Annotated in this window: 16 protein-coding genes; 10 read left to right on the top strand and 6 right to left on the bottom strand. The window is 69.6% G+C overall.

The genetic code is table 11. The annotated features are described in order from the left end of the window. The first annotated feature begins 80 nt into the window (after positions 1–80). The 5 genes from ACVN90_RS14500 (at position 81) to ACVN90_RS14480 (ending at position 5,459) form a co-directional block, all read left to right on the top strand. Complete coding sequence (locus ACVN90_RS14500; protein ID WP_475098916.1) at positions 81–1,175, top strand: class I SAM-dependent methyltransferase; 1,095 nt, start codon at positions 81–83, stop codon at positions 1,173–1,175. A gap of 45 nt (positions 1,176–1,220) precedes the next feature. Further along, a complete protein-coding gene (locus ACVN90_RS14495; protein WP_475098915.1) occupies positions 1,221–2,471 on the top strand; it encodes a glycosyltransferase in 1,251 nt (416 codons plus the stop codon). Beyond that, positions 2,471–3,337, top strand: coding sequence for an alpha/beta fold hydrolase (locus ACVN90_RS14490; RefSeq protein WP_475098914.1), 867 nt, complete (start codon positions 2,471–2,473; stop codon positions 3,335–3,337). The genes ACVN90_RS14495 and ACVN90_RS14490 overlap by 1 nt, the downstream gene beginning before the upstream one ends. A gap of 101 nt (positions 3,338–3,438) precedes the next feature. Beyond that, the gene (locus ACVN90_RS14485) at positions 3,439–3,930 is read left to right on the top strand and encodes a bifunctional nuclease family protein (protein ID WP_475098913.1); all 492 of its coding nucleotides are present in this window, start codon (positions 3,439–3,441) and stop codon (positions 3,928–3,930) included. Between the two features lie 134 nt (positions 3,931–4,064). Continuing rightward, positions 4,065–5,459: an FAD-binding oxidoreductase gene (locus ACVN90_RS14480; RefSeq protein ID WP_475098911.1), complete on the top strand. Its 1,395-nt coding sequence runs from the start codon at positions 4,065–4,067 to the stop codon at positions 5,457–5,459. A gap of 109 nt (positions 5,460–5,568) precedes the next feature. On the opposite strand, the gene ACVN90_RS14475 is transcribed toward ACVN90_RS14480, so the two are convergent. Continuing rightward, positions 5,569–6,282: an MBL fold metallo-hydrolase gene (locus ACVN90_RS14475; RefSeq protein WP_475098910.1), complete on the bottom strand. Its 714-nt coding sequence runs from the start codon at positions 6,280–6,282 to the stop codon at positions 5,569–5,571. A gap of 98 nt (positions 6,283–6,380) precedes the next feature. Here ACVN90_RS14475 and ACVN90_RS14470 point away from each other — a divergent pair, with 98 nt between their 5' ends. Both ACVN90_RS14470 and ACVN90_RS14465 read left to right on the top strand, forming a co-directional pair. Continuing rightward, positions 6,381–6,905 carry a TetR/AcrR family transcriptional regulator gene (locus tag ACVN90_RS14470; protein ID WP_475098909.1) on the top strand — a complete coding sequence of 175 codons (525 nt, stop codon included), beginning with the start codon at positions 6,381–6,383 and terminating at the stop codon, positions 6,903–6,905. 112 nt (positions 6,906–7,017) lie between these two features. Continuing rightward, positions 7,018–7,899, top strand: a complete 882-nt coding sequence (locus tag ACVN90_RS14465; RefSeq protein WP_475098908.1) for a metalloregulator ArsR/SmtB family transcription factor — start codon at positions 7,018–7,020, stop codon at positions 7,897–7,899. Positions 7,900–7,914: 15 nt separating this feature from the next. On the opposite strand, the gene ACVN90_RS14460 is transcribed toward ACVN90_RS14465, so the two are convergent. Further along, positions 7,915–8,160, bottom strand: a complete 246-nt coding sequence (locus tag ACVN90_RS14460) for a hypothetical protein (protein ID WP_374975252.1) — start codon at positions 8,158–8,160, stop codon at positions 7,915–7,917. A gap of 315 nt (positions 8,161–8,475) precedes the next feature. On the opposite strand from ACVN90_RS14460, the gene ACVN90_RS14455 reads away from it, so the two are divergent. Then, positions 8,476–8,643 carry a DUF2510 domain-containing protein gene (locus ACVN90_RS14455; RefSeq protein WP_475098907.1) on the top strand — a complete coding sequence of 56 codons (168 nt, stop codon included), beginning with the start codon at positions 8,476–8,478 and terminating at the stop codon, positions 8,641–8,643. Between the two features lie 94 nt (positions 8,644–8,737). Then, positions 8,738–9,313, top strand: coding sequence for a Dps family protein (locus tag ACVN90_RS14450; protein WP_475098906.1), 576 nt, complete (start codon positions 8,738–8,740; stop codon positions 9,311–9,313). 91 nt (positions 9,314–9,404) lie between these two features. On the opposite strand, the gene ACVN90_RS14445 is transcribed toward ACVN90_RS14450, so the two are convergent. Continuing rightward, positions 9,405–9,764, bottom strand: coding sequence for a PRC-barrel domain-containing protein (locus tag ACVN90_RS14445; RefSeq protein WP_475098905.1), 360 nt, complete (start codon positions 9,762–9,764; stop codon positions 9,405–9,407). A gap of 200 nt (positions 9,765–9,964) precedes the next feature. On the opposite strand from ACVN90_RS14445, the gene dinB reads away from it, so the two are divergent. Continuing rightward, positions 9,965–11,161: a DNA polymerase IV gene (dinB, locus tag ACVN90_RS14440; protein WP_475102136.1), complete on the top strand. Its 1,197-nt coding sequence runs from the start codon at positions 9,965–9,967 to the stop codon at positions 11,159–11,161. 74 nt (positions 11,162–11,235) lie between these two features. Here dinB and ACVN90_RS14435 read toward each other — a convergent pair whose 3' ends face one another. The 3 genes from ACVN90_RS14435 to ACVN90_RS14425 all read right to left on the bottom strand — a co-directional run bounded on the left by ACVN90_RS14435 (position 11,236) and on the right by ACVN90_RS14425 (position 12,769). Then, positions 11,236–11,580, bottom strand: a complete 345-nt coding sequence (locus tag ACVN90_RS14435) for a DUF7882 family protein (RefSeq protein ID WP_475098904.1) — start codon at positions 11,578–11,580, stop codon at positions 11,236–11,238. A gap of 152 nt (positions 11,581–11,732) precedes the next feature. Beyond that, positions 11,733–12,422 carry an aquaporin gene (locus tag ACVN90_RS14430; protein ID WP_475098903.1) on the bottom strand — a complete coding sequence of 230 codons (690 nt, stop codon included), beginning with the start codon at positions 12,420–12,422 and terminating at the stop codon, positions 11,733–11,735. Then, the gene (locus ACVN90_RS14425; RefSeq protein WP_475098902.1) at positions 12,419–12,769 is read right to left on the bottom strand and encodes a metalloregulator ArsR/SmtB family transcription factor; all 351 of its coding nucleotides are present in this window, start codon (positions 12,767–12,769) and stop codon (positions 12,419–12,421) included. Before ACVN90_RS14425 ends, ACVN90_RS14430 begins: the two co-directional genes overlap by 4 nt. Between the last annotated feature and the right edge of the window lie 40 nt (positions 12,770–12,809).

Raw genomic sequence — 12,809 nt, 5'->3', positions numbered from 1 at the left:
GGATGCGACGCTGACCGGCGCATTCCTAGCGTCGAGTCATCCGCTGTACACAGCGGGTCACCGACGCGAAGGAGCCGCAGATGTCTCTCACCACCGAACCCGCCCGGGCCGCCGAACCTGCCCCCATCGACACCGACAAGCTGATGAGCTTCGTCTTCCGCGCCGTCGACGAAGTCGGCGCGACCCTCAACGCCGCGCTGGTCGTCATGGGCGACAAGCTCGGGTACTACCGCGATCTCGCCGAACACGGACCGAGCACACCGGCGCAGCTGGCCGAGCGCACGCAGACCGCGGAGCCCTACGCCCGGGAGTGGCTCAACGCGCAGGCGGCGGGGGGCTACGTCTCGTACGATCCCGCGACGCGGCGCTACACGCTTCCCGCCGAGCACGCGCTGGCGATGACCGATCCCGAGAGCGCCGCGTTCCTTCCCGGCTTCTTCCAGATCGCGCTCGGGACCGTGCACGACACGCAGCACATCGTGGATGCGGCGCGCAGCGGCGCCGGCTACGGCTGGCACCAGCATGGTGCGGACGTGCACGTCGGCTGCGAGCGGTTCTTCCGCCCGAGCTACCACGCCAACCTCGTCGAGTCGTGGATCCCCGCGCTCGACGGCGTCCGCGAGAAGCTGGAGGGCGGTGCGCTCGTCGCCGACGTCGGATGCGGGCACGGCGCCTCGACGATCCTCCTCGCGCAGGCGTTCCCGAACTCCACGTTCGTGGGCTCGGACTACCACGCCGAGTCGATCGAGACGGCGCGTGCGCGCGCGGCGGAAGCGGGCGCCGAGAACGTGCGCTTCGAGGTGGCTCCCGCACAAGAGTTCGGCGGCCGCGGATACGACCTCGTCGCGATGTTCGACTGCCTCCACGACATGGGCGACCCCGTGGGCGCGGCGCGCCACGTGCGCGAGGCGATCGCCGACGACGGCACGTGGATGATCGTCGAGCCGATGGCCGGCGATCGGGTCGAGGACAACCTCAACCCGGTCGGCCGGGTCTACTACGGCTTCTCGACGCTGCTGTGCACACCGTCGTCGCTCTCACAGGACGTGGGCCTCGCGCTCGGCACGCAAGCCGGGCCGGCACGGATCCGCGACGTCACGGCTGCGGCGGGATTCACACGCTTCCGCAGCGTCGCGGAGACGCCGTTCAACCGCGTCATCGAGGCGAGGCCCTGACGGCGGAGGGGAGCGAGGTGCACACTGTCGGGTGAGACGAGGGAGATGGCCGCGATGGGCAACCGCCACACCTGGGTCCGGGCGCAGCGCCGCCCGCGCAGGGCCCTCTTCCTCTCGTCCCCGATCGGGCTCGGCCATGCGCGGCGCGATGTCGCGATCGCGCAGGAGCTGCGCCGGCTGCACCCCGACCTCGAGATCGACTGGCTGGCGCAGCATCCGGTCACCCGCGTGCTGGCGGATGCCGGCGAAGCTGTGCACCCGGCATCTGCGCTGCTCGCGAACGAGTCCGCGCACATCGAGGACGAGTCGGCCGACCACGATCTGCACGCGTTCCAGGCCATCCGCCGGATGGACGAGATCCTCGTCAGCAACTTCATGGTCTTCAACGACGTCGTCGAGGAGTCCTACTACGACCTCGTGATCGGTGACGAAGCGTGGGACGTGGACTACTTCCTGCACGAGAATCCCGAGCTGAAGCGGTTCGCCTTCGCGTGGCTCACCGACTTCGTGGGCTGGCTTCCGATGCCGAGCGGCGGGGATGCCGAGGCCGCACTCACCGCCGACTACAACGCCGAGATGCTCGAGCAGCGGGCACGCTACCGGCGACTGCGCGACCGCTCGATCTTCGTCGGCAATGCGGACGACATCGTGGACGAGAGCTTCGGGCCGGGTCTTCCAAGCATCCGCGAGTGGACCGAGGAGCATTACGACTTCGCGGGGTACGTCACCGGCTTCGTGCCCCCCGACGACGGGGAGCGCGCGCGAGTGCGAGACCGGCTCGGCTACGGGCCCGACGACGTGCTGTGCCTCGTCACGGTCGGCGGATCCGGCGTGGGGGAGGCGCTGCTGCGGCGGGTGATGGATGCCGTGCCCGTCGCGCGCCGCATGCTCCCGTCGCTGCGGTTCCTCGTGGTCACCGGCCCGCGCATCGACCCGGCGTCGCTTCCGCTGCACGAGGGCGCGGAGGTGCGAGGGTTCGTCCCGGATCTGTACCGCGCCCTGGCCGCGTGCGATGTGGCAGTCGTGCAGGGCGGCCTGACGACGTGCATGGAGCTGACCGCTGCCCGTCGCCCCTTCCTCTACGTCCCCCTCGAGAACCACTTCGAGCAGAACTTCCACGTGCGCCACCGGCTGCAGCGCTACGGTGCCGGCCGGTGCATCCGCTACGCGGCGCTCGCCGACCCCGCGGTGCTGGCCGAGGCGCTGGTGACGGAAGCGTCGAGCAAAGTCGCATATCGTCCCGTCGAGACCGACGGCGCGGCCCGCGCCGCCGCCATGCTCGCGGAGCTGATCTGATGCGCGCGCTCGAGCCGACGACGACGGGCGACCTGGACCGCGATGGCGTCCGCGTGCACTACGAGGTCTATGGCGCCGGCTCGCCGACGGTCTACCTGCTGATGCCCGACGTGATCGTGCACAGTCGCGCATGGAAGGCGCAGATCCCTTTCCTGTCCCGCTTCTTCCGCGTCGTGGTGAGCGACCCGCGTGGCAACGGTCTCAGCGGCCGCCCGCACTCGCCCGAGCAACTCGGTGACCGGCTTCTCCTGGACGATCAGTGGGCGGTGCTGGACGCCGTCGGCGCCGAGCGGGCGGTCCTGGTCGGCGTGTGCACCGGCGCAGGGCACGCGCTCATGATGGCCGCCGAGGCGCCGGAGCGGGTGCTCGGGGTGTGCGCGATCAACCCCGGACTGCTCCTCACCGAGCCGCTTCCCCACCGCATCGCCTTCGACTTCGACACGCCGCGCGAGAGCTACGAGGGCTGGCAGCAGCAGAACCGCCATTTCTGGCGGGAGGACTGGCCCGCCTTCTCGAGGTTCTTCTTCGGCGAGATGTTCCCGGAGCCGCACTCCACCAAGCAGCGCGAAGACTGCGTCGAGTGGTCGCTGGGGGCGGGGCCCGACACGATGCTGCTCGAGTACGACTCGCCGCCGTATCTCGGCAACACCGTCGATACGGCGACGGCCGTGTGCGAGGCGGTGCGCTGCCCTGTGCTCGTCATCACCGGTTCCCTCGACAACTGCCAGAATCCGCTCCGGGGCCCGGTCGTCGCCGACCTCACCGGCGGAGAACTGGTCCTCATCGAGGGGTCAGGGCACCTGCCTCAGGCGCGTGACCCGGTGAAGGTGAACCTCCTCCTGCGGGACTTCATCCGACGCGTGTGAGCGGCCGCGCGCGCACCCCCTGTCCTGGGTGTGCGCGCGGTGCCTACGATGGCCCGAGAGAAGACGGCGCCGACGGATGCCGTGAGTCGAGGGGGTGCGCAGTGGTCCAGGTCCGCGTGGCCGGTGTGGCCCTCGACGCGTCGGGGCAGCACGTGCTGCTGCTGAAGCCCGTCGATCAGATCCCCGGCGACGGGCTCGTGCTCCCGATCTGGATCGGCCAGCTCGAGGCGACGTCGATCCTGGTGGCCGTCGAGAACGCCGAGGTGCCGCGTCCGCTCGCGCACGATCTCATGGGGCTCATCCTGACAGCACTCGACGCGGTGGCGACGAAGGTCGAGGTCACGCGCATCGAGGACGGCACTTTCTACGCCGAGATCACGCTGTCGACCGCGCTCGGCGACCGCGTCGTCGATGCCCGTCCGTCCGATGCCGTCGCGCTCGCGTCGCGCGTCGGCGCGCCGATCTGGGTCGCCGACGCGGTGCTCACCGAAGCGGGCGTTCCCGACGTGCTCACCGAGACGGATGCCGCCGAGCGGCTCGACGAGTTCAAGCGGTTCCTCGACGACGTCGAGCCGGAGGACTTCGAGAGCTGAGCGCGAATTCGCGCCGCCGTGTATCTGGGAGGGCGGAGCCCGCTCGTTCGTGGGGTGGCCGCCGCGTGTGGCGCGGCCGCGCGGACGGAGTCGGTCGCGACGTTCCGTCGCATCCGCTCACCGAAAGGCGCCCCATGTCCCTCAACGACCTTGCCATCGACGTGCCCCACGCCGCCGTGGCCGCCGCTGCGGCAGAACTGCGCGCGGCGCTGGGCGACCGTGCGCTGCTGCGTGGCGACGCGGGGTACGACGACGCCCGGACGCCGTGGAACCTCGCCGTGGCGCAGCATCCATTCGCCGTCGTGATACCGGAGTCGGAGCAGGACGTCGTCGATGTCGTACGCGCCGCCACGCTCTCGGGGCTGCGCATCGCGCCGCAGTCGACCGGTCATGGTGCGGGCGCACTCAGCGACACCGACCTCGCGCACACCGTGCTGGTCTCCTTGCGGACGCTCCGCGGCGTGACCGTCGACCCCGAGGCGCGCACCGCGCGCGTGCTCGGCGGGTCGCTCTGGAACGACGTGCTCGAGGCGGCGGCCCCGCACGGGCTCACCGCTCTCCACGGCAGTGCCGGCGACGTGTCGGTCGTCGGGTATTCGCTCAGCGGCGGGCTGTCGTTCTACGCCCGACGGCATGGTCTCGCCGTCAACGCGGTGCGCGCGGTCGAGGTCGTGACGGCCGACGGCTCGCTCGTGCGCGCGACCGCCGACGAGCACGCCGATCTGTTCTGGGCGCTCCGCGGCGGCTCGGGCTCGTTCGGCGTCGTCGTCGCGATCGAGATCGACCTGCTCCCGTTCGCCGACGTCTTCGCGGGCATGCTGCTGTGGGATGCATCGCGCGCCTCCGAGGTCTCGCACGCGTGGGCGCGATGGACGCGGTCCGCCCCCGAGACCGCCACCACGACGCTGCGCATCCTCCACATCCCGCCGATGCCCGAATTGCCGCCGTTCCTGTCAGGCCGCTCGGTGGTCGTGATCGACGGGGCGATCGAAGACACGGATGCCGCGGCATCCGCCCTGCTCGAACCGCTGCGTGCGCTCGAGCCCGAGGTCGACACGTTCGCCCGGATTCCGGCGCCCGCCCTCGTCGCCGTGCACATGGACCCGCCCGAGCCTTCGCCGTCGGTGACGTGGCACGCGGTGGTGGGGGAGCTCCCGGCGCGGGCGGTCGACGCCTTCGTCGAGGCGGCGCAGACGCCCGGGATCTTCGCGCAGGAGCTTCGTCACCTCGGCGGTGCCGTGAACCGGCGGCCGGAAGGCGCCGGTGCGATCGCGTCGCTGGACGGCGAGTACCTCATGCACTCGATCGCGATGGTGGCGACGCCCGAGGCCGCGCCGGCCGCGACGGCTTCGGTGCGTGCCGGGGTGGCGGCCCTGATGGCGTGGCGCGTCGACGCGCTCGCGCTGACGTTCGTCGACGCGCCCGGTGCCGATCGCTCGGTGGCGTTCGGGTCGGCGTGGGCGCGGCTGCGTCAGCTGAAGCTCGCGTACGACCCGGCCAACCTCTTCGCCGCCGCGCGGCCGGTCTGAGTCCGGGCGTCCCGTCGAAACCGGGGATCTACGCCGAGCCCTGGGGTGACGTCTCCGGTCTCGGCGAAAACACCCGGTCTCGGCGATCGGCCGTGGGTGCCGAGGTGGGTCAGGCCGCTCTCGCCCGGACCGCGGCAGCGACCTCGGCGGGCGACCCCTTCCAGGGCGCGCCGTGACCGGGGAGCACCCACGAGGCCTGCACGGCGGCGAGGCGGTCGAGCGACGCCAGCGCTTCGGCAGGGTCGTCGGTGAAGGGCGCGGGCTGCATGCCCGCACGGCCGGTGAGCACATGGCGCGTCGTGAGGGCGTCGCCCACGAACACGGCGTCGGCGACCGAGATGTGCACCGCGATGCTCCCCGGCGAGTGGCCGGGCATGCCCACGATCACAGGTGAGCCGGGCAGGTCCAGCACGTCGCCGTCGTGCACCTCGACGACCTCCGCCACGTAGGTCGTGGGCATCGCGCGCTTGCGCAGGGCGTACGCGAAGAACCCGAGCGTCGGCCCGAGCTTCATCGGCCCCATGGACGCCTTCGGCTTGTCGCCGGTGCGGGCGCGCTCGGCATCGGCCTCGTGGATGTAGACGGGCACGCCGTGGTCGCGCCGCAGGCGCTCGGCGAAGCCGATGTGGTCGCTGTCGCCGTGCGTGAGCACGACGCCCTTGACATCGGCGGGGGTGAGGCCCAGCGCCTCGAGCTCGCGCACGAGGTCCTTCCAGTGACCGGGGAGCCCCGCGTCGACGACGGTGACGCCGTCGTCCGTGACGACGAGGTAGGCGGCGACGATGTCGTTGCCGATGCGGTACAGGTGCGGTGCGAGCTTCATGGGGGATCCTTCGCAAGAGCCGTCGGTGTCTCCGAACTTGGCATGGCTACGATAAGTAGCTATGATGGCTACTGTCAATAGCCATTGAGGAGCGCCACATGCCGACACCGGAACGCACGTCGTACGCCGAGATCGTCGCCGCCGGGCGCGACATCCTGGAGGCCTCCGGCCCTGCCGGCCTCACGATGCAGAGCGTCGCGCAGCGTGTGGGGGTGCGCGCGCCGTCCCTCTACAAGCGCGTGCGCGACCGCGACGCCCTGATCGAGGCCGTCGCCGCCGCGACCGTGGACGACCTGACCGGCCGGCTCGAGGCATCCGATCGCTCTCTGGAAGGGCTCGCCCGCGCCTACCGGGCGCTCGCGCACGAGCGCCCCGAGGGGTTTCGCCTGATGTTCGCGGCCGCCGCCCCACAGCAGCTGCTCGATCGCGCGGGGATGACCATCGTCGACAGTGCCGCCGCGATCGCCGGCGAGGAGCACGCCCTCGATGCGGCGCGTCTTGTGACGGCGTGGGCGACCGGGTTCATCCACATGGAGCTCGCCGGAGCCTTCCGACTCGGCGGCGACGTCGACGGCGCGTTCGAGTACGGACTGGCGGCGCTGCGCCGGGGACTCGGGGCCTGACCCGATCAGCGGGCGTGGCGGCGATGTGGTGGATGGTGAGTCACGGCCTGGCGGGCCTCGCGGTCACGGCGCTGAGCGTCGTGATCCGGCAGGCGTCGATAGACTTCGGTCTATGAAAGGCGCGGCCCAGCGCGGACTTACAGTTCTCGCCGACCCGACCCGTGCCCGCATCCTTCGCTTGATCCGTGACGCGGACGGCGGGCACGCCCTGGTCGGAAAGCTCGCTGACGCGCTCGATCTCCGGCAGCCCACCGTGAGCCACCATATGAAGGCGCTGCTGTCGGAAGGCGTCGTCGTGCGGGAGCGCGACGGCCGGAGAGTCTGGTATTCGATCGCGCCGGAGCAGGTCGATCGCGTGAACGCCCTCATCGGCGACGCCGGCACCGTGCCGGGAGCGACCGACCTCGAGCGGATCATCGACGATCTCGCGCTGCGATTCCGCGGAACCTTCAGTCCCGAGACCGTGCGGGAGAGCGTCCAGACCAGCTACGACCTGCTCGCGAGCGGGTCGAGTTCGCCGCTCCTCGCATCGCGCACGGCCTCGTTCGCGGCGACCCGGCTGGAAGCGCTCAGCCGAGCGCAAGGCGATCTGCCCGCCCGGCCCGAAGTGCTCTTCGTGTGCGTGCAGAACTCGGGGCGATCGCAGCTGGCCTCGGGGATCCTGCGGCACCTCGCGGGCGACCGGGTCGGGGTGCGCAGTGCGGGCTCGGCGCCGGGGTCGGAGGTGCGGTCGTCGATCGTCCAGGCGCTCGACGAGATCGGCGTGTCGGTCGGCGGGGAGTTCCCGAAGCCACTCACCGATGACGTCGTCCGTGCCGCGGACGTGGTGGTCACGATGGGATGCGGCGACGCCTGCCCCGTCTTCCCCGGCCGGCGGTATGTGGACTGGCCGCTCGAAGACCCCGTCGGCAAGCCGATGGATGCGGTGCGCGGCATCCGTGACGACATCGAAAGTCGTGTGCGGCACCTGCTGGATGAGATCCTCGCGTACTGAACGCTCACTCACGGTCTACTGGTCGTCGGACAGTCGTGACGCCCTGCGGCGTTCGAGCCGCCAGTGGATCTCGTGCGTGTCGGGGTGCCGCCATTCGTGCATCCGGTACTCGAAACCCGGGAGCAGCACGATCGGGATGGGATCGGGGGATGCCGGAGCCACGGCTCCGACCACGATCTTGGCGTCAGCCGGGATGAACGGCGACTGAGCGGGAACGGGAGCGGTGATGATCTCGACGGGATCTCCGTAGGGGCGCGCCATGGGGGCACCTTAGCACGGCCAGGGAAACCCCTGAGAGACGCCTTAAAGAGGCTATACCAAACAGATAAGCACATCATAGAGTCTCCATAGAGGACGAATGCGCTCGTCGTGTCGCGGTTGAACCCGAACGGCCACGTTCCTCGTCAGTGTGTGGGGCTGACGAGCCGGCGGCGCGGCCCGTCGTCCTCGAGCCGGTGCGGGTTGGGGGCGTACTCGTTACGCGGGGGTACCCGGTCCACAGCACTGCGGCGGCTCGCCCCTGGGCGCATCACGTCCAGGGGCGGGTCGGGCTCCGCGCGACGAAAGGATCGACCCATGTCCGACTCGGCCCCGGCTACGGCGAAGGCCGGCTGGTACCCCACGCGCGTGCAGGGGACGGAGCGCTATTGGGACGGTATCCGGTGGACCGAGATGTTCCGCCAGCCGCAGGGGAGCGCTCCGACTCCGATCGGCGAGCGCATCGCGTCCGAGGCGTCCATGTGAGCACCGCCGTGCCGATCTTGAGATCGACTAGCACGACCGTCGAGCACGCACAATCCCTGCTCGTGTGACGGGTTCGGTCCGTACGGTCGGCGTCATGGCAACCACGACGAAGAACTCGACGACGAAGAACTCGAACACATCCGCCACGCGTAACAAGCGGCGGCCCGCTCGTGGCGCCCAGCTCACAAAGGAGCAGAACGCCGAGAGCGGGTTCACCGCTTCCGCCACACTCAGCGACAACCTCCAGAAGGTGCTCGTCGATCTCATCGAACTCGCGTCGCAGGGCAAGCAGGCCCACTGGAACGTCGTCGGCAAGAACTTCCGCGACACGCACCGCCAGCTGGACGAGATCATCGAGTCGGCGCGTGAATTCAGCGACGCCGTCGCCGAGCGCATGCGGGCGCTGCATGCCCTTCCCGACGGTCGCAGCGACACCGTCGCCGAAACCACCAGCCTCCCCGAATTCCCGCAGGGCGAGATCGACACGACCGACGTGATCGACCTCATCACGGAACGGCTCGAGAACACGGTCGGCACCTGTCGGGACGTACACGATGCGGTCGACGAAGAGGATCCCACCAGCGCGGATCTGCTGCACCAGATCCTCGAGAAGCTCGAACAGTACGCATGGATGGTCAGCTCCGAGAACCGGGTCCCGAGCAGGGGTTAGTCCCGGGCAGACGAAACGGGGTGCAGCCGCAAGGCTGCGCCCCGTTTCCTTCAGCAGGTGAGAATGACGACCATCAGGCCGTCCGATCCGGTCAGCGGTAGAAGTCGCCGTAGTAGGTGTCCAGCTGGCCGCGGTACGCGTCATCCTGACCCGTCGTGGACTGGTCCCACTCCGGAGAGTTCTTGATCTGGTCCTTCGTGAGATCGACGTAGACCTTCTCCTCTTCGTCGTCGACACGTTCGACTGTCCCGGCCGGAAGAATCACCTTCCGGCCGAAGATCCACGGCCCGGTGTCGACGACGAGCCGGCTGCTGCCGGCATCGTTGCTCGCCTCGTCGATCTTTCCGATGCTGCCATCCGTGGCCTCCACGTGGTATCCCACCGGGTCGCGGGAACCGGCCCCGCGATCGACCGACTGGCGGTAGTCCCAGGCGTCCCAACTCGAGGACATGAGTGCTCCTTGTCTTCATGCGAGGGATGGATGCGGAGATCGACCGGGGTGGTCGCTCCGACACCCACGCTAGGAAGCGGTCCGCAGATCAGTGACCCCCTAGCCAATCCGACGGAAGAGGCGTAAGGGGCACGGAGGGTGTCGCCGATGTCGTCGGTCGGTGCGACGATTCTCAGAACAAATGTTCGATGGGAGGCGGCATGCGGGGCGAGGCGACAGTGCTCCATGCGGATCTCGATGCCTTCTATGCATCGGTCGAGCAACGCGATGCGCCCGCGTTGCGCGGTCGGCCGGTCATCGTCGGCGGGGGCGTGGTGCTGGCGGCAAGCTACGAGGCGAAGGCTCGAGGCGTGCGCACGGCCATGGGAGGCCGTCAGGCTCGCGATCTGTGCCCCGATGCCGTGATCGTGCCGCCACGTATGGAGGCGTACTCCGCGGCGAGCAAAGCCGTCTTCGCGATCTTCCGCGATACGACGCCGCTCGTCGAGGGGCTCTCCATCGATGAGGCGTTCCTCGAGGTGGGCGGCCTGCGGCGCATCGCGGGTACGCCCGAGCAGGTCGCCGTGCGTCTGCGGGAGCGGGTTCGTGCGGAGGTCGGGCTGCCCATCTCGGTCGGGATCGCCCGCACCAAGTTCCTCGCCAAGGTCGCCAGCGCCGTCAGCAAGCCCGACGGGCTGCTCCTGGTCGATCCCGGACGGGAAGAGGAGTTCCTGCTCCCGCTGCCGGTGGAACGGCTGTGGGGCGTGGGTGCCGTCACTGCCGAGAAGCTCCACCGCCTCGGCATCCACACTGTCGGGCAGCTGGCCGAGCTCGAGGCTGCGACAGCCGAGAGGCTGCTCGGCAGAGCGGCCGGAGCGCACCTGCATGCGCTGGCCCGGCTGCGCGATCCGCGCCCGGTCGACACCACGCGGCGCCGCGGGTCCATCGGTTCACAGCGTGCGCTCGGCACCCGCCCACGCACGGCCGACGAGCTGGAGGTCATCCTCACACAGATCGTCGATCGGCTCGCGCGTCGCCTGCGCGACGGCGATCGCGTCTGTCGAACGGTCGTGCTGCGCCTCCGGTACGGCGACTACACGAAGGCCACGCGCTCCCGCTCGTTCCGCTCGCCCACCGATCGCACCGCGCTGATCCTCGCTGTCGCGCAGGGGTTGCTGGCTGTCGCGCAGCCCGAGATCGCAGCACGCGGCATCACCCTCATCGGCGTCTCGCTGTCGCAGCTCGGCCGCGTCGACAGTGTCCCGTCAGAGCTCCCGATCGATTGGGACGACGGCGTGCGCCTGGACACGGTGCTCGATGCCGTGCGCGATCGCTTCGGCGCAGCATCCGTCTCCCGCGCGGCGCAGCTCGGCCGCGACCCCGGCTGGTCGACTCCGCTTCTGCCGGAGCACGAGTGACGGCGACGAGCGCCGTCCGCGTGCCCTGGCATGCGGGAAGCGCACGACTTCTCGCGCGGCGCCGACCGGGCGGGCTATACGTCGGCGGTCAGGAGTTCGCTGATGTCGTGCGACTCGGTGGGTTCAACCGGTTCAGCGACGAGGTAGAGACCTGCCGGCGAGTTGGCCGCGGCGACGAGGGCCTCGAGCCAGGCGTGGTTGAGACGGGGCGGACGGGACCCGTAGTACTTGAAGACCAGGCTGGCCTCGGGGTGTATCCACACCGAGGTTCGCCCGTTGCCGAAGCGGGCATCGTCCTTCCAGGTGAAGTGGAACCCTTCCCTTCGCCGCAGCTTGGTCGTGATGACGAGCTGCAGGTGAGCCAGTGCACGGTCTTCGAAGTCGACCTTGACGGCGTTCTCGTAGATCAGCTTTCCCACCGAGGACACCTCCATTCGACTGCGCCGTCGCTTCTTCCTCCACACGCTACGCGGACATCCGTGAGGCGCAAGGGTCATCCGAGGGACGTCGGTTGCCGACAGTGCACGTCCGCGGCGGAATGACGCATCAGTGTCGCGGGGGCGTCACAACATCAGCCTCGGGCGACCGCGGGCTCGAGAACAGCTCCAGGGAAGAACACCCGGACAGCTGCATATCCCAGCGCCGCGCCGAGCAGCTGTGCTCCGATGAACGGAAGCACGGAGGCGGGGGCGATTCCGGCGAAGGTGTCGCTGAACATGCGGCCGATCGTGATGGCGGGATTCGCGAAGCTCGTCGACGAGGTGAAGAAGTACGCCGCCCCGATGTACGCGCCGACCGCGGGGGCGGCGAGATGCGAGCGTCCGGTGCGCACCAGCGCGAAGATCAGCATGATCAGCCCGGCGGTCGCGACCACCTCCGACAGCAGCAACGGCCAGGCCGAGCGGTCGGTCGTGCTCCACGCGAAAGCCGGCACGTCGAACATCAGATTGGCGAGCACGGCGCCGGCGATGCAACCGAGCACTTGGGCGGGCACATAGACGGCCGCGGTGGGCCAGGTCCGTCGGTGGAGAGTGATGTCGACGAGGGTGACAACCGGGTTGAAATGGGATCCCGACACGGTCGCGAAGACGAGGATCAGAACGGCCAGGCCGAGGGCGGTGGCGAACGCGTTCTCGAAGAGCTGCAGGCCGACGTCGTCGGGGGAGAGGCGTTGTGCGGCGATGCCCGACCCGAGGACGACAGCGGCGAGTCCCGCGCTGCCGAGGAACTCACCGGCGGCGGCGCGAATGGTGTGGCTCACGAGGCGACGAGGAGCTGCGAGACGCGGTCGAGTGCGCCAGGGACGAGCTTGAAGTAGGCCCAGGTGCCGCGCTTGCTGCGGGTCAGAAACCCCGCGGTCGTGAGAATCTTCAGGTGGTGGGACACCGTGGGCTGGCTGAGTCCGACTGGCTCGATCAGGTCGCAGACGCACGCTTCGGAGTCCTCTGACGCAGCGACGATGGACAGCAGTCGGAGCCGGGTCGGGTCGGCGAGAGCCTTCATGGTCACGGCGAGCTGCTCGGCTTCGTCGGCTGTCAGCGGCTCGCGAACCAGGGGTGTGCAGCACACGCCGGCGGTGACGTCCGTCACGTCGAGCATCGTGGTCATGCATCGAGATTAGTCGATATTGACACATGTCGATAGATGG

The sequence above is a fragment of the Microbacterium sp. F01 genome (assembly GCF_056156365.1).
The sequence above is the reverse complement of the archived record's forward strand: the minus strand, read 5'-3'. Positions and strand labels throughout refer to the sequence as shown.